The sequence below is a fragment of the Nocardia sp. NPDC003726 genome (genome assembly GCF_053586955.1).
In genome coordinates, this window is sequence record NZ_JBSFNF010000005.1 from 281,946 (window position 1) to 302,432 (window position 20,487).

Annotated in this window: 19 protein-coding genes; 5 read left to right on the forward strand and 14 right to left on the reverse strand. The window is 69.9% G+C overall.

Features of this window, described 5'->3' with window-relative positions; all coding sequences use genetic code 11:
* Nucleotides 1-10 precede the first annotated feature (10 nt).
* The 4 genes from ACWDMM_RS09565 to ACWDMM_RS09580 all read right to left on the reverse strand — a co-directional run bounded on the left by ACWDMM_RS09565 (nt 11) and on the right by ACWDMM_RS09580 (nt 2,930).
* A complete protein-coding gene (locus ACWDMM_RS09565) occupies nt 11-1,066 on the reverse strand; it encodes an NADH-quinone oxidoreductase subunit B family protein (RefSeq protein WP_067808970.1) in 1,056 nt (351 codons plus the stop codon).
* Nucleotides 1,067-1,157: 91 nt separating this feature from the next.
* Nucleotides 1,158-1,997 carry a hydrogenase nickel incorporation protein HypB gene (gene hypB / locus ACWDMM_RS09570; RefSeq protein WP_449936864.1) on the reverse strand — a complete coding sequence of 280 codons (840 nt, stop codon included), beginning with the start codon at nt 1,995-1,997 and terminating at the stop codon, nt 1,158-1,160.
* The gene (locus tag ACWDMM_RS09575) at nt 1,955-2,329 is read right to left on the reverse strand and encodes a hydrogenase maturation nickel metallochaperone HypA/HybF (protein WP_195082168.1); all 375 of its coding nucleotides are present in this window, start codon (nt 2,327-2,329) and stop codon (nt 1,955-1,957) included. The genes hypB and ACWDMM_RS09575 overlap by 43 nt, the downstream gene beginning before the upstream one ends.
* 226 nt (nt 2,330-2,555) lie before the next feature.
* On the reverse strand, nt 2,556-2,930 hold the full coding sequence (locus tag ACWDMM_RS09580) for a PepSY domain-containing protein (RefSeq protein ID WP_195082167.1): 375 nt from the start codon (nt 2,928-2,930) through the stop codon (nt 2,556-2,558).
* A 115-nt stretch (nt 2,931-3,045) separates the two neighbouring features.
* Between ACWDMM_RS09580 and ACWDMM_RS09585 the strand changes: the two genes are divergently transcribed.
* Together ACWDMM_RS09585 and ACWDMM_RS09590 are read left to right on the forward strand one after the other, a co-directional pair.
* Nucleotides 3,046-3,723: a response regulator gene (locus tag ACWDMM_RS09585; RefSeq protein WP_195082166.1), complete on the forward strand. Its 678-nt coding sequence runs from the start codon at nt 3,046-3,048 to the stop codon at nt 3,721-3,723.
* Complete coding sequence (locus ACWDMM_RS09590; RefSeq protein WP_357206791.1) at nt 3,716-5,194, forward strand: sensor histidine kinase; 1,479 nt, start codon at nt 3,716-3,718, stop codon at nt 5,192-5,194. Before ACWDMM_RS09585 ends, ACWDMM_RS09590 begins: the two co-directional genes overlap by 8 nt.
* Before the next feature lie 406 nt (nt 5,195-5,600).
* Here ACWDMM_RS09590 and ACWDMM_RS09595 read toward each other — a convergent pair whose 3' ends face one another.
* The 8 genes from ACWDMM_RS09595 to ACWDMM_RS09630 all read right to left on the reverse strand — a co-directional run bounded on the left by ACWDMM_RS09595 (nt 5,601) and on the right by ACWDMM_RS09630 (nt 14,606).
* Nucleotides 5,601-6,503 carry an alpha/beta hydrolase fold domain-containing protein gene (locus ACWDMM_RS09595; protein ID WP_449936868.1) on the reverse strand — a complete coding sequence of 301 codons (903 nt, stop codon included), beginning with the start codon at nt 6,501-6,503 and terminating at the stop codon, nt 5,601-5,603.
* A gap of 115 nt (nt 6,504-6,618) precedes the next feature.
* The gene (locus ACWDMM_RS09600) at nt 6,619-7,764 is read right to left on the reverse strand and encodes an acyl-CoA dehydrogenase family protein (RefSeq protein ID WP_195082163.1); all 1,146 of its coding nucleotides are present in this window, start codon (nt 7,762-7,764) and stop codon (nt 6,619-6,621) included.
* Nucleotides 7,765-8,330: 566 nt separating this feature from the next.
* Nucleotides 8,331-9,227, reverse strand: coding sequence for a lysophospholipid acyltransferase family protein (locus tag ACWDMM_RS09605; protein ID WP_195082162.1), 897 nt, complete (start codon nt 9,225-9,227; stop codon nt 8,331-8,333).
* 318 nt (nt 9,228-9,545) lie between these two features.
* Complete coding sequence (gene hflX, locus ACWDMM_RS09610) at nt 9,546-10,973, reverse strand: GTPase HflX (protein ID WP_195082385.1); 1,428 nt, start codon at nt 10,971-10,973, stop codon at nt 9,546-9,548.
* Between the two features lie 191 nt (nt 10,974-11,164).
* The gene (gene dapF, locus ACWDMM_RS09615; RefSeq protein ID WP_449936943.1) at nt 11,165-12,046 is read right to left on the reverse strand and encodes a diaminopimelate epimerase; all 882 of its coding nucleotides are present in this window, start codon (nt 12,044-12,046) and stop codon (nt 11,165-11,167) included.
* Nucleotides 12,047-12,079: 33 nt separating this feature from the next.
* A complete protein-coding gene (locus ACWDMM_RS09620; protein WP_195042463.1) occupies nt 12,080-12,916 on the reverse strand; it encodes a TrmH family RNA methyltransferase in 837 nt (278 codons plus the stop codon).
* A complete protein-coding gene (gene miaA / locus ACWDMM_RS09625; protein ID WP_324190600.1) occupies nt 12,913-13,845 on the reverse strand; it encodes a tRNA (adenosine(37)-N6)-dimethylallyltransferase MiaA in 933 nt (310 codons plus the stop codon). Before miaA ends, ACWDMM_RS09620 begins: the two co-directional genes overlap by 4 nt.
* On the reverse strand, nt 13,842-14,606 hold the full coding sequence (locus ACWDMM_RS09630; RefSeq protein WP_449936872.1) for a hypothetical protein: 765 nt from the start codon (nt 14,604-14,606) through the stop codon (nt 13,842-13,844). Before ACWDMM_RS09630 ends, miaA begins: the two co-directional genes overlap by 4 nt.
* 240 nt (nt 14,607-14,846) lie before the next feature.
* Here ACWDMM_RS09630 and ACWDMM_RS09635 point away from each other — a divergent pair, with 240 nt between their 5' ends.
* Complete coding sequence (locus tag ACWDMM_RS09635; RefSeq protein WP_195082159.1) at nt 14,847-16,223, forward strand: DUF349 domain-containing protein; 1,377 nt, start codon at nt 14,847-14,849, stop codon at nt 16,221-16,223.
* A 67-nt stretch (nt 16,224-16,290) separates the two neighbouring features.
* Here the strand turns inward: ACWDMM_RS09635 and ACWDMM_RS09640 are convergent, their stop codons facing one another.
* The gene (locus ACWDMM_RS09640; protein WP_449936874.1) at nt 16,291-17,016 is read right to left on the reverse strand and encodes an Rv2732c family membrane protein; all 726 of its coding nucleotides are present in this window, start codon (nt 17,014-17,016) and stop codon (nt 16,291-16,293) included.
* A complete protein-coding gene (gene miaB, locus ACWDMM_RS09645; protein ID WP_357206797.1) occupies nt 17,013-18,566 on the reverse strand; it encodes a tRNA (N6-isopentenyl adenosine(37)-C2)-methylthiotransferase MiaB in 1,554 nt (517 codons plus the stop codon). The genes ACWDMM_RS09640 and miaB overlap by 4 nt, the downstream gene beginning before the upstream one ends.
* Nucleotides 18,567-18,827: 261 nt before the next feature.
* Here miaB and ACWDMM_RS09650 point away from each other — a divergent pair, with 261 nt between their 5' ends.
* Nucleotides 18,828-19,556, forward strand: a complete 729-nt coding sequence (locus ACWDMM_RS09650; protein WP_195078963.1) for an amino acid ABC transporter ATP-binding protein — start codon at nt 18,828-18,830, stop codon at nt 19,554-19,556.
* Nucleotides 19,557-19,606: 50 nt separating this feature from the next.
* The gene (locus tag ACWDMM_RS09655) at nt 19,607-20,443 is read left to right on the forward strand and encodes a glutamate ABC transporter substrate-binding protein (protein ID WP_195078850.1); all 837 of its coding nucleotides are present in this window, start codon (nt 19,607-19,609) and stop codon (nt 20,441-20,443) included.
* Nucleotides 20,444-20,487: the final 44 nt, after the last annotated feature.

Here is a 20,487-nt window from a genome sequence, read left to right on the forward strand (position 1 = left end):
AGAGAACCTCCTACCAGGTGCGGGTCGCGCCGGTCTCCAGCTTCCGGCCCCGGTGCCGCCAGTGCGGCTCCTTGTCGACCGTGCGCCCGGTGATGTGACGGAGGCTGCGGATCACCGATCCGTAGAGCCCCGATGCGGTGGACGAGAACTTCCCGCCGGGTGGTTCGTCCATGAACGGCATGAACTTGTCCGGGAAGCCCGGCATGGTGCAGCCGATGCAGATGCCGCCCACGTTCGGGCAGCCGCCCAAGCCGTTGATCCAGCCACGCTTGGGCACGTTGCACTTGACCACGGGCCCCCAGCAGCCGAGTTTCACAATGCATTTCGGCGAGCCGTACTCGGTGGCGAACTCACCTTGCTCGTAGTAGCCCGCGCGGTCGCAGCCCTCGTGCACGGTGGCCCCGAACAGCCACTTGGGCCGCAGCGCGTCGTCGAGGGGGATCATCGGCGCCTGGCCGGTCGCCATGTAGAGCAGATAGGTGAGCGTCTCGGACATGTTGTCCGGTTGGATGGGGCAGCCGGGCACGCAGACGATCGGGATACCGGCCTTGCTCTTCCAGTCCCAGCCGAGATAGTCCGGCACGCCCATCGCGCCGGTCGGGTTGCCCGCCATCGCGTGGATGCCGCCGTAGGTCGCGCAGGTGCCCGCCGCGACGATGGCCGTGGCCTTCGGCGCGAGCCGGTCGAGCCATTCGCTGGTCGTCATGGGCTGGCCGGTGGCGGGATTGTTGCCGAACCCGCACCAGTAGCCCTCCTTCTTGATCTGTTCGTTCGGGATCGAGCCCTCGACCACCAGCACGAACGGTTCCAGTTCCCCGCGGTCGGCCTTGAAGAACCACTCCAGGAAGTCGTCCGCACCGCCGTTGGGACCGCACTCGAAATCGATCAGCGGCCAGTGCACGGCGATCTTGGGCAGACCGGGGAGCGCGCCGAGGGCGATCTCTTCGATGCTCGGCTGCGTGGCCGCCGTCAAGGCGACCGAGTCACCGTCACAACTGAGGCCCGCGTTGATCCACAGCACATGGATCAGGGTCTCTTCGGCTCGTACTGCTTCCTGAGTGGGCATCTCGCCACCTCCCGCAGCGGACCACGGGGGGCCGGATCTCACCTTTCTCGAAGAAGGGGTCACCCGCAGCTGTGATCCTGATCACCTCACTCTAAGCGCGCCCGGCAGCATCCTCAAGAGCCGCCGTACCCGCCGCGCGACGCTCATCGGCAAGCCAGTCGTACCAGGTAGACAGCCCTTCTCCGGTGCTGACCGACAGCGGCAGGACCTCGACGCCGGGGTGTATCGAACGGATGTATTCCCGGCATCGATCCAGGTCGAAATCGACATACGGCAGCAGGTCGGTCTTGTTCACCAGCACCAGTCCCGCGGCCTGGAACATGTGCGGATACTTCAGCGGTTTGTCGGTCCCCTCGGTCACCGAGATGACCACTACCTTCGCCCGCTCCCCCAGATCGAACAGCGCGGGGCAGACCAGGTTGCCGACGTTCTCCACGAACAGCAGCGTGCCCGGCGCGGGGTCGAGCGTCTCCAGGGCGCGATACATCATCTCGGCGTCCAGGTGGCATCCCGCGCCGGTGTTGACCTGCACCACCCGGCACCCCGTCGCCTCGATCCGTTCGGCGTCCAGCAATGTCGCCTGGTCCCCCTCGATCACCGCGATCGGAGCCTGGCCCGACTCGCGGATGGTGCGTTCCAGCAAAGTCGTCTTGCCCGCGCCGGGGGAACTGGTCATGTTGAGCGCGACGGTGCCGCGCTCGGCCAGCCAGGCGCGATTGCGCTGCGCCAGCTCGTCGTTCTTGGCGAGGACCTTCAGCTCGAGGGTGACCGTCTCGGTGGCGGGCACGTGGGCGTGGTCGGCGCCGGAGCCGTGCTCATGCGGGTGCTCGTGGTCCGCATGGGTGTGGTCGTGGCCGTCGGCGTGCTGGTGATCGTGTGGGACGCGGATCAGCGCGGCGGCGTCGTCGCCGCACCCGCAGGTTGCGCACATGCCTCACTCACCTCCATGGATCGGATGCGCAGCTCGCGCCCGGCGCGGATCTCGACATCGGCGCTGCCGCACGGACACAGCGGGATCGGGTCCGGCAGCCGGAACTCGGCGCCGCAGGTGCGGCAGGCCGCCACACCCGGGATCTCCACCAGAACCAGTTCCGCGCCCTCGGCGACCGTCGCCTCGGCCGCGACTTCGAAACAGAACCGCATGGCATCGGGCACGACGGCGCACAGCGCGCCGACCTCGACGGTGACGGAGTGGACCCGCCGGCCCGCCGCGTGCTCACAGACGGCGTCGATGACGCACCGTGTGATGGCCATTTCGTGCATCCCGACCTCGATTCCTCGAGTGGACAACTCGAGGCTACTCCGGGGCAAACCTTCAGCGGGCGAAATCTTCCAGGCTCCCGTTTCCCGCGCCACGCACGGGGCCGGCCAGGATCCCCGCACTGCGGCCGGGATCTCCCTCCAGATCCCTGCCGCCCGGCAGCGAAACCTGGCGCTTACCCATGCCCGAGTCCGTCACACCGGTGTCCTGCGACTAAGGGCGTGGCGGTCAGTCGTGGTCGACCACGGCGCGGACCTGGCCGCTGTTCGCATCGATCGTCACGTCGTGCTCCACGCCGTCGGCAGTGGTGAGCTCCACGTCCCACACCGCGACCCCGCGATCGGTGTCGAATTCGACGGACCCGACCCGACCGCCCGGCACGGTCGCCAGCGCCTTGTCGATGGCCTGCTGCCTGCTGATCGCGGGGTCGGCCACCAGTGACCGGTTCGCCGCGACCGAGCGGAACGCGACGGTGTGATCGTCCGGACCGCCGGTGGCGACCGCGGCCAGGACCGCACTCAGACCGACGACGGCGGCCGCGACGGCCGTGCCGACGAGCAGCCAGCGAAGACCTGCGTAGGCGCGGCGGATTACGGTTGTCATGGGAAACCTCCTGCGGGAGTGTTGATTCCGAATGCGTCCACTGTGGCGATCGGAGCTGAAGGCGAGCTGAAGTGACCTGAAGACGGTTTCAGGATTCGTCTGCCACTCTTGGGGGATGCGTCTGCTGATCGTCGAAGACGAGAAACGTCTGGCCCTCACGCTGGCAAAAGGGTTGTCGGCGGAGGGATTCGCCGTGGATGTGGTGCACGACGGCGCCGAGGGCCTGCACTTGGCGACGACCACCGACTACGACTTGATCATCTTGGACATCATGCTGCCCGGCATGAACGGCTACCGCGTCTGCGCCGCGCTGCGGGCCGGTGGTCACGAGACGCCCGTGCTCATGCTGACCGCGAAAGACGGCGAATACGACGAGGCCGAGGGGCTGGACACCGGCGCCGACGACTATCTCAGCAAGCCGTTCTCCTACCTGGTGCTGCTGGCCCGCATTCGTGCGCTGTTGCGCCGCCGGACCCGTGGCGGCGCGCGCGTGCTGCGCGTCGGTGACCTGATCGTCGACCCCGGGACCAGGACCTGCCGCCGCGGTGCGCAGGACGTGACACTGACCGCCAAGGAGTTCGCCGTGCTCGAGCACCTGGCCGTCCGCGCCGGCGAAGTGGTGTCGAAAGCCGATATCCTGCACCATGTCTGGGATTTCGCCTACGACGGCGATCCGAACATCGTCGAGGTCTACATCAGCACGTTGCGCCGCAAGATCGACGCGCCGTTCGGGCGGCGATCGATCACCACCGTGCGCGGCGCGGGCTACCGGCTGGCGGCCGATCGTGCCTGAGCGCGGCCGGGCCTGGTGGCGCTCGGTCCGCGCGCGCACCACGGTCGCGGCGACCGTCGTGGTCGCGGTGGCGCTCACCGCGGCCGGGTTCGCGGTGCTGGCCGTGCTGCGGCACAACCTGGTGCACAGCGCCGAAGTTCAGGCGGAGACCACAGCGCGCGACGTGGCCGCTCAGCTGGCAACGGGCACGGACCCGGCCCGATTGCGGCTCCCCGACGCGGAAAGCGGACCGGTGCAGGTTGTTTCGCTCGATCGCCGCGTGCTCGCGGCCGATGACGACCTCGCGGGCAAACCGCCGATGGCCGGCTTCGGCCCGTATGCCAAGGCGTCCGAGGACGAGGACGAGGACGAGGACGACGAGCGAGAAGACGACGAAGACGACGAAGACGACGGGGACGACGAAACTCGTTCGCAGGCAACGGATCCCGCGACGGTCGACGCCGAGTTCGGTGACGTGCGTCTGACGGTGGACGACGAGGACGGACCGCATCCGTTCCGGGTCGCCGCCCTCCCGGCGACCGTCCGGGGCGGACAGCCGGTCACCGTCTACGCGGGCTCCTCGCTGGAGACCGCCGACAGCGCGGTGGCGGACGCACGGCAGGCGATGCTCATCGGCCTTCCCCCGCTGCTCGTCGTGGTCGCCATGGTGATCTGGCTGGTCACCCGGCGCGCCCTGCGCCCGGTGGAGGCGATCCGCAGACAGCTCGCCGAGATCGTGGACGGCGATCTGTCCCGCCGCGTGCCGGAACCGGGTTCCCGCGACGAGATCGGCAGGCTGGCGAGCACCACCAACGCCACCCTCGCCGCGCTGGAAGAATCCACGGAGCGCCAGCGCCGGTTCATCGCCGACGCCGCACACGAGTTGCGCAGCCCCATCGCTAGCCTGCGCACCCAGCTCGAGGTGGCCCAGGCCCACCCGGAACTACTGGAACTGGACGGACTGATCGGCGACACCATCCGGCTGGAACATCTCGCGGCCGACCTCTTGCTCCTGGCCCGGCTCGACGCGGGTGAACAACCGCGCGCGGATCGGGTGGACCTGACCGCCCTGGTCCGCGAGGAACTGGAGCACCGCGTCCGCGACCGGGTGGCCGTGCGGATCGAGACACCGAAACAGCCCGTGGCGGTCACCGGAAGCCGTACCCAGCTCGCCCGCGTCCTGGGCAACCTGGTCGACAACGCCCAGCGGCACGCCTCGGCCACCGTCGGCGTCGCCGTGGACCGCGACACCGACGGGCGAGTGGTGCTGTCGGTCACCGACGACGGACCAGGTGTGCCACCCGCCGACCGCGAGCGGATCTTCCAGCGATTCGTCCGCCTGGACGACGCCCGCAGCCGCGACGAAGGCGGCGCGGGCCTCGGCCTGGCCATCGTCCGCGACGTCGTGGAACGCCACGGCGGCAGCATTCACGTCACCGACGGCGCACCCGGCGCCCGCTTCGTCGTAACCCTGCCCGCAACCGGTACATGACCCGGGGGTGCGCTACATGTTTCGACGCGGTGCAGCTCGGGGTCGGAATCAACGAGCGCGGGGGCGATTCCGTTCGGATTCCGGCGGTGAGCCACAGCCCACCGAGCGTCGCGAGCCGCTACTCGCCGCCGTGACCGCCTTCTCCGGTGCGGGCCCGCTGATCGAGCGACAGGTCATGGGCCTATGAGACGCGGGCGATCCGCCACTCGCACCGTGGAGGCTCGTCGGCTGCGAGGCCCTGCCCTCGGTAGGCGTCGTCGGGGTTTGCCGATCCGGTTTGAGGGAGACCGACCGACGGCAGGCATGGTCTGCCGGTATGGCGGCGGAGCGACCGGTCGTGCTCGGAGCGGCGCTGCCCGGCCCGGGCCGGATGCAGCAACGCAGATCTTCCGGCACGGAACGTCGTTCACCCGGCGAGCGCGCCACGCAGACTCTCTATGACGATCCGACGCGCGGCGCGCCCTTCCGGGGTCGGAGTCAGCGGATAAACGTGTGGCAGACCGGGGGCTTCGTGGTAGTCCACCACGACTCCGGCGGCGCGCGCGGCCTCGACCAGCAGGAGGGTGTCCGGCCACAGGATGTCGTCGGTGCCGCAGAAGACCGTCAGCGGGCCGAGTCCGCGCGGGTCGGCGGCCAGTGGGCTGACGCGCGGGTCGGCGAGCTCGAGATCGCCGCGCCAGTGGTCGATGAACACCCGCGATCCCGCGACGCCCAGCCACGGGTCGCGCGGCTGCACGACCTCGATCTCCGGATTGGTCAGCGAGAGGTCGAGCGCGGGTGCGATGAGCACGGTGCCGGGCAGCCGCACGTCGTGCTCGTCCCGCAGGACCACCGCGGCCGACAGCGCGATCTGCCCACCGGCGGAATCCCCTGCCAGGCAGACGTTCCCGTAGGTTTCCCGGTTGGCGAGCACCAGGTCGACGAAGCCCGCGACGACCTGTCCGGCCGTGCCGAACGGAATCAGCGGATAGATCGGAACCGTCACGGCCGCACCGGTTTGCGCGGCGACCGCCGCGCACAGGGCCCAGTGCTGCGGCGCGATCTCGTGCACCCAGCCGCCGCCGTGCGCGTACACGACGCTTCCTCGGGGCGGGCGCCCGCGCGGCGTGAGGGTGTAGACCGGCCAGCCATCCCGGCGTTCCACCGTGATGTCCACATCCGCGCGCAGCCGGCGCGGCGGACCGTAGTCGCGGGGCCGCACGCTTCGCTCGAGGACCCGTCGGCGCGCGGCGTCGGCATCGACGAACACGCGATTGGCCCGCGTCGCCTTCAGGTACCCGCGCACGACCTGGTTGGCCAGACTCGGCATCGCAACTCCTCCACTCCGGCGACCGGCGAACGGCGAGTTCGCCCGCGCCTCGAGAGGCGATTGTGCCGCAACCCGGGCCGACGACAACCGACGGCCCGAGCCGGCTCTCCTGCGATCAGGCCAGTTTCAAGCTGCGCCCGATGATCTCCTTCATGATCTCGGTGGTGCCGCCGTAGATGGTCTGGATGCGGGCGTCCATGTAGGCCTTGGCGATGGGGTATTCCTTCATGTAGCCGTATCCGCCGTGCAGTTGCAGGCAGCGGTTGATCAGGTCGAGCTGCTCCTCGGTGCTCCACCACTTGGCCATCGCCGCGTCCTCCGCGGCCAGCTTGCCCTCGTTGAGCAGTTCGATGAACTTGTCGACCATCAGGCGCACCGCGGTGGTCTTGGTGGCCAGTTCGGCGAGCACGAAGCGGGTGTTCTGCAGCGCGCCGATCGGCTTGCCGAACGCCTTGCGGTCGCGGACGTACTGCACGGTCATGTCCAGGCAGGACTCCATCGCCGCCGCCGCCATGACCGCGATCGACAGGCGTTCCTGCGGCAGGTTCTGCATGAGATGGATGAAGCCCATCCCCTCGGTGCCGAGCAGGTTCTTGCCGGGCACGCGCACGTCGGTGAAGCTCAGCTCGGCGGTGTCCTGGGCCTTGAGGCCCAGCTTGTCCAGGTTGCGGCCGCGCTCGAAGCCGGGCATGCCGCGCTCGACCACGAGCAGGCTGAAGCCCATCGCCCCCTTCTCCGGGTCGGTCTGCGCCACCACGATCACGATGTCGGAGTTGATGCCGTTGGTGATGAAGGTCTTGGCGCCGTTGAGGATCCAGTCGTCCCCGTCGCGCACCGCGCGGGTCTTGATGCCCTGCAGGTCCGAACCGGTGCCCGGTTCCGTCATCGCGATCGCGGTGATGATCTCGCCCGCGCAGAAGCCGGGCAACCAGCGCTGCTTCTGCTCGTCGTTGGCCAGCTCGAGCAGATAAGGCGCGATCACATCGTTGTGCAGCGAGAAGCCCAGGCCGGAGTACTGGCCGCGCACGCACTCCTCCGAGACGATGGCGTTGTAGCGGAAGTCCTTCACCCCGCCGCCGCCGTACTGCTCCGGCATGGCCATGCCGAGGAAGCCCTGCTTGCCCGCCTCGAGCCAGACCTCCCGGTCGACGATGCCCTGCTCCTCCCACTTCGCGTGATTCGGCGCGACGTGCTGATCGAGAAACTTGCGGAACGACTCCCGGAACAGTTCGTGCTCGGGTTCGAACAGTGTGCGTTCCACGCCAACCTCCTAGTGACCACACCGGCCGGTCCACACCGACCAGTCGTTGCCCCATACCGTACCCGGAGCGAGAATCCCTGTTCACTTCTGGGGCTGAAACCATGGTCTCACCAGGAGCGGCGGACCGGGTAGAGATCAGCGGACGAGATTCCCGGCAAACGGTCGAGACCTTCGCGGCAGCACGACACCGCTCGACGTTGTTCCGCAGAGCCGACGATTCGCAGCGAGGTTCGTCGGAGCGAGTGGTCCCTCGGCGCGCCGGACACCGCGGGTGGTTCACAAATTGCGTTGAACCCCCGTGCGTGCTCGGGTACCAAGAGCGGATGGGTCCTTCAGCCGTCGCCGAGCGCATCCTGGAACTGCGCAGGATCACCGCGGAGACCGTGTACGAAGTGTGCGAGCGCTCTACACCAGTTACGGCCGCGGGCCGGGCAGCCCTGAAGGCTTCTAACGCTCGCTGGGCTTCGCACCGACCGGAGAATTGGTCGACGGCGAAACAGAGGCTTGTCCTGCGCTGGTGAGCGCGAGCCCGGCGCCGGGTCGGATCGCGACCGACCGAGCCGAGGTCAGCGTTTCAACCAACCGCGCAAACGGCCCACCAGAGTGCGTCCTTCGTCGCGTGCCCGCTCGGCGAAGAGGAAGTTCATCTCCTCCTCCAGCGCTTTGCGCACCACGTCGCGGAATTCCACGGCGGCGGCGTGCATGTCGCCCGCGTTGCGCCACGGCGCCGGGTCGATGGGCGCGCCCGCGGAGAAATAGAAGCGCTCCGGGCGCGGAATGACGGTGGGGCCGACGCCGCGGATGAGCGGCGGGGTGAGGTCGCGGCTGAGTCCCAGCGCTTCCACGGTCCAGCGCAGCGGGCGCAGGAGCGGATGGTCGCCGTCGACCACGATGTCGTACGCGTCGTCGACGCCGATCATCGCGACCGGAACGATGGGCGCGCCCGCCTCGATGGCCATGCGCGCGAAACCGCTGCGCCCTTCCCACTTCAGCAGGTACTTCTCGTTCTTGCGGCGCACCGCCTCCCGGCCGCCGCCGGGGAACACCAGCACGGCCTCGCCGCGCCGCAGCAAGGACAGGCAGTTCGACCGCGTTCCGCGCACCGCGCCGTAGTGGTGCAGCAGGTGACGGACACCTGGCACGTTGATCAGCACGTTCTCCGCGAGACCGCGGATGAGGCGGCCGCGACGGCGCAGCACCTCGGGCAGCAACAGCGGTGCGTCGATGCCGCCCAGCAGATTGTGGTTACCGACCAGCAGCACCGGGCCGTCGGCCGGGATGTTCTCCAAGCCGTAGAAGCGCGGACTGGTCCAGGCGCGCAGCGGCGCCAGCAGGGTGTCGATCACCCGCAGATCGGTGTCGGTCAGCGAAACCGACAGCGGCGCGCCGTCGGTGAGCGCCGGGTCGGCGCTGTTCGCGGCGCCGGAGCGCCGAGCGCGGGAATCGGAGCTGGCGTCCGACATGAACCCTCCTGATGTCGATTCGATGACGATAGCGCAACGAAATCGACTGCGTCGCACCGGATGTGCGCGTCGCGCCGCGACACGCCCGATCCGGGTGATGACCAGCTTGTTCGCTGTCCCGGCAAGCCCGTCGCGAACCCGCACTTCGGTGACGGCCACGTCCCGACCGGACCGGTGTGGTTCGTGCGCCCGGCGGGGACCTGTGCGTTGGTGGCGTCGGACGGAGTCCACCCGGTCGGCGCCAGCGGGTTCGGCGGCGAGACCGCCTCCCACCTCCTCGCCCACCGATCGCGCTGGGGTGAGATCCGGGATACTCGCCTACTCCCGCGTACCGTCGGTCCCCGCGTGCGCGTACTCCGACAGGGCGGCGGCCAGAGCGTGCGGGACGCGCGCGCGAACGCGGGTTCCGCCCTCCTCGTGATCCGAGCCCAGGATGCGACCGTCCGCGTGGATGCGGGCGAGCAGGTCACCGCGCGTGTACGGCAACAGCACGCTGATCTCCACGTCCAAGCCGCCGAGCATCTCGGCCAGCCGCTCGCGCAGCGCGTCGATGCCGTCGCCGCTGTGCGCGGAGACGAACGAGGCGTCGGGCAGCAGCGCACGCAGGTTCGTGAGCTCGGTCGGCCCCATGGCGTCGGTCTTGTTCACCACCAGCAGCTCGGGCGGGGCAGGCGTGCCGGACTCCTTGATCACATCGGTGATCACCTCGCGGACCGCCTTGATCTGCTCGGCGGGTAGCGCGTCGGAGCCGTCCACCACGTGCAGCAGCAGGTCGGCGCCGGTCACCTCCTCCAAGGTGGAGCGGAACGCCTCGACCAGCTGAGTCGGCAGGTGCCGCACGAAGCCGACGGTGTCGGTGAAGACGACCTCGCGCCCGTCGTCCAGCTCGGCCCTGCGGGTGGTCGGATCGAGGGTGGCGAACAGCGCGTCCTGGACCAGCACGCCCGAGCCGGTGAGCTTGTTCATCAAGCTCGACTTCCCGGCGTTGGTGTAGCCGACGATCGCCACGGACGGGATGCCGCTCGAGGTGCGGCGCGCTCGCATGGTGTCGCGCGCGGTCTTCATCTCGCGGATCTCCCGCCGCAACTTGGCCATGCGCTCGCGGATGCGACGGCGATCGGTCTCGATCTTGGTCTCACCGGGACCGCGCAGGCCCACGCCGCCGTTGCTACCGGCGCGGCCACCGGCCTGCCGGGACATCGACTCACCCCAGCCGCGCAGCCGGGGCAGCATGTACTCCATCTGGGCCAGCGAGACCTGCGCCTTGCCCTCCCTGGAGGTGGCGTGCTGGGCGAAGATGTCCAGGATCAACGCGGTGCGGTCGACCACCTTGACCTTGACCACCTTCTCCAAGGCGGTCAGCTGGGCCGGGGTCAGCTCACCGTCACAGATGACGGTGTCCGCGCCGGTCTCCAGCACCACGGAACGCAGCTCGTCGGCCTTGCCGGAGCCGATGTAGGTGGCCGGATCCGGCCGGTCGCGGCGCTGGATCAGCGCTTCCAGCACCTCGGAGCCCGCGGTCTCGGCGAGCGCGGCCAGCTCGGCCATGCTGGCCTCGGCCTGCGTGGCGGTCCCCGTGGTCCATACCCCGACCAGCACGACGCGCTCCAGGCGCAGCTGCCGGTACTCGACCTCGGTGATGTCGGTGAGCTCGGTGGACAGGCCCGCGACGCGGCGCAGCGAGCTGCGGTCCTCCAACTGGAGTTCACCCGTGGTGGGATCGGCCGACCAGCCCGAACGCTGCATCCGTGCCCGGTGCTCGGCGACGACGTCGCCGGTCACCGCGTCTTCGCCCGTCACCGCGTCGTCGGCCGCATCGGCGGCGCGGTCGTCCGCGTCCGCCGGAGTGAATTCATACGTCTCTGATTTCCTCATACACCATCCATGCTGCCACGACATCACCGCAGCACGCACGCGGTTATCCGGGCGCGACGCCGCTACCGGCCCTCCCACCAGGATCCGGCGAGGCGGCCGGTGGCCACCAGCACCGACGGACCGCGCAGCCACGCCGAGCCGCGCTCGAGCCCGACGGTCAGTTCACCACCCGGCACGCGGACCGTCACCCGGCCGGAATCCTCGGCGATCCGGAAGCCGTCGGCGGCCAGCGCCGCGGCGGCCGCGGCGACGGTTCCCGTTCCGCAGGAACGCGTTTCGCCCACACCGCGCTCGTAGACCCGCATGTCCACCGACGCCTCGGCGTCCAGCGCCGTGACGATCTCCACGTTCACTCCGTGCGGGAACAGATCCGGATCGAAGCCGGGCGGCACGGTCAGGTCGAGCTTTCCGAGCGCGTCGGCGGACATGCCCGCATCGACGCAGGCCAGATGCGGATTGCCGACATCGATGCCGATCCCGGCAAGTGCCCAGCCCGCGATGGTCGCGGTGGACGGGCCGAGTTCGCGCACCCGGCCCATGCCGACGGTGACATCCCCGGTGACCGAGTTCCCGGCATGCACGGTGACCGGACGCGCGCCGGCGCGGCTGCCGACGACGAAGCTGTCGCGGGTCTCCAGTCCCGACGCGTGCAGGTAGTGCGCGAACACGCGCACCCCGTTGCCGCACATCTCGGCGATCGAGCCGTCGGCGTTGCGGTAGTCCATGAACCAGTCGTCTGCTGCCACGCCGTCGGGAAGCGCCGAGAGCACACCGGCGTCCCGCAGGGCACCGGCCCGCGCGACCCGCAGCACGCCGTCCGCGCCGAGCCCGCGCCTGCGATCACACAGCGCGCCGACCTGCTCGGCGGTCAGCGCGAGACCGGCTTGCGGGTCCGGCAGCACCACGAAATCGTTCTCGGTGCCGTGGCCCTTGGTGAACTCGATGTCCGGCACGTGCGATGTCTCCCTGTCTCGTCGTCACTTGGCAAACGTCCGGCGCTGCCGGGAAATTTCGTAGAGCGCCACCGCGGCCGCCGACGGCGCGCCCAGCGAGCTGGCCGTGCCACCCATCGGGATGTGTACCAGGTCGTCGCAGGCCGTCTGCCAGGCGGCGCTCATGCCGCTGGTCTCGTTGCCGACGACGAGCACGGTCGCGTCGGTGAAGTCGTAATCGTAGGCGGCGTGGCTGCCGTGCTCGTCGGTGCCGACGATGCGGGTGGGGATGCCACGGCGGATCTGCCGGTTGCGGAACTCCAGCACCTGCGCCGGCCCGGCGGCGCGGATCACCGGCACCGCGAACAGCGAACCGGTCGAGGCGCGCACCGCTTGGGGGTCGTACTGGTCGGCGCCGTGCCCGGTGACGATGACGCCGCTGGCGCCGAACGCGTCGGCCGAACGGATCAGCGTGCCGAGGTTGCCCGGCGAGTTGGGCCGGTCGAACACCACGACCACCGGCGCGTCCTCACCAGGCTCACCCGGTTCGAAGGTCTCCAGCTCGGGCTGGCGCGACTCCGCGACGGCGACCAGTTCCGGTATGCCGCCGGACTTCTCGCCGAGCTCGGCCATCAGCTCGGGCACGAGACCGACCTGCGGCACGCCGCTGGTGTCCAGCACTTCACGCGCCCAGCCGGACAGCTCGGGGCCGCCGAGGCGGTACAGCAGCGTCTCCAGCGGCCAGTCGTTGGCCAGGGCCTGCGTGATCGGACGGACCCCCTGCACCAGGAAACGACCGTCGCGATGACGTTTGGTGCGGTTGTTGAGGTAGGCCTGCCACACCTGGACGGAGGCGTTGCGCGTGCTCACACGTCGGGTCACTGCGAAGTCCGTTCTTTCTCGTCGAGCAGGGCCAGCGCCGTCGCGGCCGCGTCCGGGGCGGCGCCGTCCACCCACCGCACCCGGGGATCGCGCCGGAACCAGGAGCGTTGCCTGCGCACATAGCGCCGGGTGCCGATCAGGGTGCGTTCCTGAGCGTGGTTCAGGTCGTATTCGTTGTCCAAATAGGCCAGGACTTGTGCGTAGCCGATCGCGCGGCGGGCCGTGACGCCCTCCCGCAAGCCGCGCTCGATCAGGCCGAGCACCTCCTCGACCAGCCCGCCTTCGAACATGGCCGCGGTGCGCCGCTCGATGCGCGCGTCCAGCGCCGCGGTCTCCCGGTCGACGCCGATGATGACGGTGCCCCAGCGCGGCCGCCCGATGGTCGGCGCCGAGGCGGCGAACGGCCGTCCGGTGAGTTCCACGACCTCGAGCGCACGCACCATGCGGCGCCCGTCGGTGGGCAGGATGGTGGCCGCGGCCGCCGGATCGGCCGCGCGCAGCGCCGCGTGCACGGCCGCGACGCCCTGCTCGGCGAGCACCGCCTCCCACCGCGCCCGCACCGCCGGATCGGTGGCCGGGAACTCCCATTCGTCCAGCAGCGCCTGGACGTACATCATCGAGCCGCCCACGATGACGGGCACCCGGCCGCGCCCCATGATCGCGACGACGTCCGCGCTCGCCGCCGCCTGATACGCGGCCACGGACGCGGTGTCGGTCACCTCGAGCACGTCGAGCTGGTGGTGCGGGATGCCGCGGCGCTGCGCGACGGGCAGCTTCGCGGTGCCGATGTCCATGCCGCGATACAGCTGCATGGCGTCGATGTTCACGATCTCGCCGCCGAGTCGTTCGGCCAGGTCGAGAGCGAGGTCGGATTTGCCGGTCGCGGTGGGGCCGACGACCGCGATCGGAGTGATGTCGGGGTCCGTCACGGCGCGTCGTCTCCCACGGGCCGCCAGAGGCTCACGTGGTAGCCGACGCCGAACGGAGCGTCGCGGTACCGCGTCTCCACCAAGGGGTCGGTGCGGAACAGTCCGGCCAGCACCTGATAGGCCGGGCGGCCCGCCACGCCCAGTTCGGCGCACAACTCGGGGTCGAGTGCCCGCAGCGCGGCGCGATCACCGGTGCTCAGCGCGTGGTCGAGCCGATCCTGCGTCGGACGCGCCCGTTCGTCGAGATAGCCGGGGGCCTTGACGGACAGCGTCGCCGCCCCGTCGGCGACGACCAGCACACCGCGCGGCTCGTCGTCGCCGTCCAGCTCCGCCCGCAGCTTCGCCCCGTACTCCTGGCAATGCCGCGCGGGAGCGCCCGCGGCGACGATGCTCGCCTCGGCGACCGCCTCGGGGGCCACCTGCCCGCGCAACCACGCGCCGATCAGCACGGCCAGCGGCAACCCGGCATCGGCCGGGCTCCCCCCGGCGACCGCGGCACGGGAGAGGCCGACCCGCACGTCAACGCCGAAGCCACGGAACGTACCCGCGGTATCGGGACCGAACGTGCGGTCGTCCGCACCGACGCCGACCACCGTCCAGCGGCCCGTCACGGCCGCGAGGGCGCGCACGGTGTCGAGCACCGCCGACCGCAGCACCGCGCGCGGGTCCGAATCCCCTGGTCCCGCCGTGTCCGTCCGGCCGCCGCACAGTTCGGGAACCAGCACGGGCGGCGAAGGGACGAGGACGGCGACGGAGAACACGTCGTAACCGTAGTCGTTGCCCGGAGCACCGGCGCCGCCCGGCTTCGAGTGTCTCTGCCGGAAACACCGCCAGGATTGATAGTGTTCGAGGAGCTACAACCCAGGTCATCAGGGGTTGGAATCCCCGGGATTCCTCCGTGGGAAGGCGTGGATCGATGGTCACAAGGGCTCGGACCGGGTTGAATGGGATGAGCTAGGGCGTAACCAGGCAGCCGTGACGCGCGGCAGGGACGAGGAAAAATGACCGACAGCAACGGAACCGCGAAAGCCGGCCCCGGCAAGATGCCCCGTTCTTCCGGTGCCCCGAAACCGGGCCGCTCGATTCAACCGCCCAAACCGCACGCGGTCAAACCCGCCCCGGGCCCGGCCCAGCAGCATCCCCATCCCGTCGTCGTGCCCACCGTCTCCGATCCGAGCCTGTGGGGCCGGGTCGACGAAGACGGCACCGCCTGGGTGAAGACCGCCGAGGGCGAACGCCAGGTCGGCTCGTGGCAGGCCGGTGACGCCGCGGAGGGCCTCGCCCACTTCGGCCGCCGGTTCGACGATCTGGCCACCGAGGTCGCCCTGCTGGAGGCCAGGCTGGCCGCGGGCGCGGACGCGCGCAAGACCAAGGCCGCCGCCGTCGCGCTGGCCGAGTCGCTGCCGACCGCCGCCGTCATCGGCGACATCGAGGGCCTGGCCCGCCGCCTGCAAGCCATCGCCGAACACTCCGAGGAAGCCGCCGCGCACGCGAAGGAAGAGAAGGAGCGCGCCAGGCACGAGCACACCGAACGCAAGGAGGCGCTGGCCGCCGAGGCGGAGAAGATCGCCGCCGAGTCCACCCAGTGGAAGGCCGCGGGCGATCGGTTGCGGGAGATCCTCGACGAGTGGAAATCCATCCGCGGCGTGGACCGCAAGGTCGACGACGCGCTGTGGAAGCGCTACTCCAAGGCGCGCGAGGCGTTCAACCGGCGCCGCGGCGCGCACTTCGCCGAACTGGATCGCGAACGCGCCGCCGCGAAGGCGCGCAAGGAAGAACTGTGCGTGCAGGCCGAGGAGCTGTCCGGCTCCACCGACTGGGTGGGCACCGCCAGCGTCTTCCGCGACCTGCTCACCGAGTGGAAGGCCGCCGGTCGCGCACCGCGCGAGGCCGACGAGGCGCTGTGGCGGCGCTTCAAGAGCGCCCAGGACGTCTTCTTCGCCGCGCGCAACGCCGCGGTCTCCGAGCGCGACGCCGAGTTCGAGCAGAACGCCGCCGCCAAGGAGGAACTGCTGAACGCCTACGCCTTCATCGATCCGTCCGCCGACCTGGAAGCCGCGCGCGGCGCGCTGCGCGAACTCCAGGACAAGTGGGACGCCATCGGCAAGGTCCCGCGCGAGCGCATGCAGGAACTGGAAGGCAAGCTGCGGGCGATCGAGAAGCGCGTGCGCGACGCCGTCGACGCGCAGTGGCGGCGCACCGATCCGGAGGCGATGGCCCGCGCCGCCCAGTTCCGTGAGCGTGTGGCGCAGTTCGAGGAGCAGGCCGCGAAAGCGCAGGCCGCGGGCAAGGCCCGCGACGCGGAGAAGGCGCTGGAACAGGCCAAGCAGTGGCGGGAGTGGGCCGAGGCCGCCGAGGGCGCCGTCAGCAACCGCTGACACCGGACACCGACAGCGGCCCCTCCCGACCGGGAGGGGCCGCTGTCGTTCGCGGAACAGGCTCCGGTCAGGAATCGCCCATGAGGCGACGGCGGTCGCGTTCCTCCGCCGCCGCGGCGGCGTTGCGGCGCTGCTCCTCGGCGGCCAGGTGCAGCGCGGTCCGGCTCCACACCACCCGGATCCAGTGGAAGGTGAGCACGACGGTCACGATCGCGCCGAGGATCAGGCCGATGCCGGGGCCTGCGCCGATGTAGTTGCCGAGTCCCGGCGTCTGGCGGTGCCAGATGGACAGCACGCCGAACACGGCCGCCACGGCGCTGCCCGCGACCGCGATCCACGCGAGCACCCAGCGGCGGGTCATCAGCGCCAGCATCGAGAACCCGATGCCGAACACCACCACGAACCACACGAAGATCCGCGAGGGCAGCCCGATGTGCTCGGCCCGCGCGACGTCGGTGTTCAGCAGCACGTCGAAGCCGCGCGCCGCGCCCGCGTGCGGCAGCACCAGCGAGGCCAGCAGCACGAACACCGCGCCTGCCACGACCATCGCGCGGACCCCGGGATCGATCTCACCGGCGATCTTGCGCTCGACGGCGTCCAGATCGTCGCGGAATTGTTCGAAGTCGCTGGTGCTCTCGACCGAGCTCACTGAGTCCTCGTTTCGTTCGTCTCCAGCGGGGCGCGCCTGCTCGCGCCCCGGAGCCGCGGACGCGCCGGGCTGGTCCTCGCCGGACGCGGCAGACCCTTCCACGCCACGAGTGACGTCGTCATCGTCGTCCGCGTTCGTGGTCATGCGCCGCAGCCGGTCGAGCAGCCCGCGGCCGCCGGTTCGGGTGCGGGCGCGCCGATGCGGGGCAATCCGAGCCCCACGCCGATCGGCGCCGTCTTCGGCGTGACGCCACGCTCGTGCGCGTCACCGGCGCGGGTGCGGCGGTGGCTCTTGATCGCGGCATCGGCGACCAAGTGGTGCGGCGCCGCTGCGGTGATGTCCACCGTGACCAGGTCGCCGGGGCGGATCGGCTCGGCCGTGCCGCCCGGGCGGAAGTGCACGAGCCTGCCGTCGCGGGCGCGGCCGCTCATCCGCGCGGTGGCGGCGTTCTTCTTGCCGGCGCCATCGGCTACCAGCAATTCCACCTCGGTGCCGACCAGCTCGCGGTTGGCGGCAAGGGAGATCTCCTCCTGCAGCGCGATGAGCCGGTCGTAGCGCTCCTGGACCACGGCCTTGGGCAGCTGGTCGGGCATCTCGGCGGCGGGCGTGCCGGGCCGCTTGGAGTACTGGAAGGTGAACGCGCTGGTGAAACGCGCCTGCCGGACCACGTCCAGGGTCTCCTGGAAGTCTTCCTCGGTCTCACCGGGGAAGCCGACGATGATGTCGGTGGTGATCGCGGCGTGCGGCATGGCGGCGCGCACCTTGTCGATGATGCCCAGGTAGCGGGCCTTGCGATAGGAGCGGCGCATCGCCTTGAGCACCCGGTCCGAACCCGACTGCAGCGGCATGTGCAGCTGCGGGCAGATGTTCGGGGTCTCGGCCATGGCCTCGATCACGTCGTCGGTGAACTCGGCGGGGTGCGGCGAGGTGAAGCGGACCCGCTCCAAGCCGTCGATGTGCCCGCACGCGCGCAGGAGTTTGGCGAACGCGCCGCGGTCGCGGGGTTCGTCCGGGTCGGCGAACGAGGCGCCGTAGGAGTTCACGTTCTGGCCGAGCAGCGTCACCTCGAGCACGCCTTGGTCCACCAGCGCCTGCACCTCGGCGAGCACGTCACCGGGGCGGCGGTCGACCTCCTTGCCGCGCAGCGAAGGCACGATGCAGAAGGTGCAGGTGTTGTTGCAGCCGACCGAGATGGAAACCCATCCCGCGTAGGCGGACTCGCGCTTGGCGGGCAGGGTGGACGGGAACGCCTCCAGCGACTCCAGGATCTCCACCTGGGCTTCCCTGTTGTGCCGCGCCCGCTCCAGCAGCACCGGCAGCGAACCGATGTTGTGGGTGCCGAACACCACGTCCACCCACGGCGCCTTGCGCACCACGACGTCGCGGTCCTTCTGCGCCAGGCAGCCGCCGACGGCGATCTGCATGCCGGGACGGCTCGCCTTGATCGGCGCCAGGTGCCCGAGCGTGCCGTAGAGCTTGTTGTCGGCGTTCTCGCGCACCGCGCAGGTGTTGAAGACGACGAGGTCGGCCTGCGCGCCGGGCGCGGCCTTCACGTAGCCCGCGTCCTCCAGCAAACCCGACAAGCGTTCGGAATCGTGCACGTTCATCTGGCAACCGAAGGTGCGGACCTCGTAACTGCGTGCTGTGCCCTCGGCGGGCGCGGGAGCCAACACTGCCTGTCCGATCGAATCCACCCGTCCAGGGTACGGGGCGGCCTCCGACGGTTTTCGCGGGCATCTGCCCAGGCTCGGGGGGCGTCCGCGGCCCGAGGACGGAGGGACCGTGAAGTTACGCGCACATGTCGAATCGGCGTGGCGGGAGGGTGTGTCGCGGAAAGTCGGGCAAATTTCCGATTTTTGCCTAAGGTCATGACCATGACCGACGACGCAGCCGCTCCCGGCACGACCGGGGACGCCTCTGCCGGGGACGTCAGCGCCGCCACCAGCGCGCCGCCGATGATCTCGATGCGCAATGTGGACAAACACTTCGGCGACCTGCACGTGCTGAAGGACATCAATCTCGAGGTCCCCAAGGGCCAGGTCGTCATCGTCCTGGGGCCATCGGGGTCCGGCAAGTCGACGCTGTGTCGCACCATCAACCGGCTGGAGCCGATCGATTCCGGCGACATCGCCATCGACGGGACCCCACTGCCCGCCGAGGGCCGCGCGCTGGCCGCGCTGCGCGCCGACGTCGGCATGGTCTTCCAGTCCTTCAATCTCTTCGCGCACAAGACGATCCTCGAGAACGTCATGCTCGCGCCGGTCAAGGTCCGCAAGGTCAAGAAGGACGACGCTCGGACGCGCGCCATGGAGCTGCTCGACCGGGTCGGCATCGCCGATCAGGCCGACAAGTACCCGGCGCAGCTGTCGGGCGGCCAGCAGCAGCGCGTCGCCATCGCCAGGGCGCTGGCGATGAGCCCGAAGGTGATGCTGTTCGACGAGCCGACCTCCGCCCTGGACCCGGAGATGGTCAACGAGGTGCTGGAGGTCATGGTGTCGCTGGCCAAGGACGGGATGACGATGCTGGTCGTCACCCACGAGATGGGCTTCGCGCGCCGCGCGGGGAATCGGGTGCTGTTCATGGCCGACGGCCAGGTGGTGGAGGACGCGGCGCCGGACGCCTTCTTCACCGCCCCGAAGTCCGAGCGTGCGAAGGACTTCCTGGGCAAGATCTTGAGCCACTGACCTGCCGGAACAGCGGCCAGCACACCCACTGGATAGGGAGAAGGAACTCGATGAGGATCAATCGCGCTCTGCGCATCGGCGTCGGGGCGATCGCCCTGACACTCGCCGCCGCGACCGCCACCGCGTGTGGCGGCGGCAGCGACAAGTCCGCCCTGGATCACGCCAAGGACGGCAAGCTCACCATCGGCATCAAGTTCGACCAGCCGGGCCTGGGCCTGCGGAACAAGGACGGGTCCTACAGCGGCTTCGACGTCGAGGTGGCCAAGTACGTAGCCGGGAAACTGGGCGTGCAGCCGAACGACATCACGTTCAAGGAGGCGCCGTCGCCGCAGCGCGAGACCCTGATCGAGAACGGGCAGGTCGACTACATCGTCGCCACCTACTCGATCAACGACAAGCGCAAGGAGAAGGTCGACTTCGCCGGACCGTACTACGTCGCGGGACAGTCGCTGCTGGTGCGCGCCGACAACACCGACATCAACGGCCCGGACAACCTGAAGGGCAAGAAGGTCTGCTCGGTGAAGGGCTCCACCCCGGCCCAGAACATCGAGAAGAACTTCCCCGATACGCAGCTGCAGACCAACGACACCTACTCGCTGTGCCTCGAGGGCCTGCGCGCGGGCTCCTGGGACGCGGTGACCACCGACGACATCATCCTGGCCGGTTACGCGGCGCAGAGCAGCGGCGCGTTCAAGGTGGTCGGCAAGCCGTTCACCACGGAGAACTACGGCATCGGGTTGAAGAAGGGCGACAAGGAACTGCGCGACAAGATCAACGACGCGATCGAGGCGATGATCGCCGACGGTTCCTGGAAGAAGGCGTTCGACTCGACCGTCGGCGCGTCGGGCTACCAGGCCCCGCAGTCGCCGACGGTGAACCGGTACTGAGCGTCCGCACTGCCCGCCCGGCACGGGTGGCCCGTCCCCGACCG

Coding starts and splice junctions, on each gene's coding strand:
- ACWDMM_RS09635 (WP_195082159.1), top strand. CDS start 14,847: ATGACCGACAGCAACGGAACCGCGAAAGCCGGCCCCGGCAAGATGCCC.
- ACWDMM_RS09580 (WP_195082167.1), bottom strand. CDS start 2,930: ATGACAACCGTAATCCGCCGCGCCTACGCAGGTCTTCGCTGGCTGCTC.
- ACWDMM_RS09565 (WP_067808970.1), bottom strand. CDS start 1,066: ATGCCCACTCAGGAAGCAGTACGAGCCGAAGAGACCCTGATCCATGTG.
- ACWDMM_RS09655 (WP_195078850.1), top strand. CDS start 19,607: ATGAGGATCAATCGCGCTCTGCGCATCGGCGTCGGGGCGATCGCCCTG.
- ACWDMM_RS09585 (WP_195082166.1), top strand. CDS start 3,046: ATGCGTCTGCTGATCGTCGAAGACGAGAAACGTCTGGCCCTCACGCTG.
- ACWDMM_RS09575 (WP_195082168.1), bottom strand. CDS start 2,329: ATGCACGAAATGGCCATCACACGGTGCGTCATCGACGCCGTCTGTGAG.
- ACWDMM_RS09640 (WP_449936874.1), bottom strand. CDS start 17,016: ATGACCACGAACGCGGACGACGATGACGACGTCACTCGTGGCGTGGAA.
- ACWDMM_RS09595 (WP_449936868.1), bottom strand. CDS start 6,503: ATGCCGAGTCTGGCCAACCAGGTCGTGCGCGGGTACCTGAAGGCGACG.
- ACWDMM_RS09650 (WP_195078963.1), top strand. CDS start 18,828: ATGATCTCGATGCGCAATGTGGACAAACACTTCGGCGACCTGCACGTG.
- hflX (WP_195082385.1), bottom strand. CDS start 10,973: ATGCAGCGTTCGGGCTGGTCGGCCGATCCCACCACGGGTGAACTCCAG.
- ACWDMM_RS09605 (WP_195082162.1), bottom strand. CDS start 9,227: ATGTCGGACGCCAGCTCCGATTCCCGCGCTCGGCGCTCCGGCGCCGCG.
- hypB (WP_449936864.1), bottom strand. CDS start 1,997: ATGTGCGCAACCTGCGGGTGCGGCGACGACGCCGCCGCGCTGATCCGC.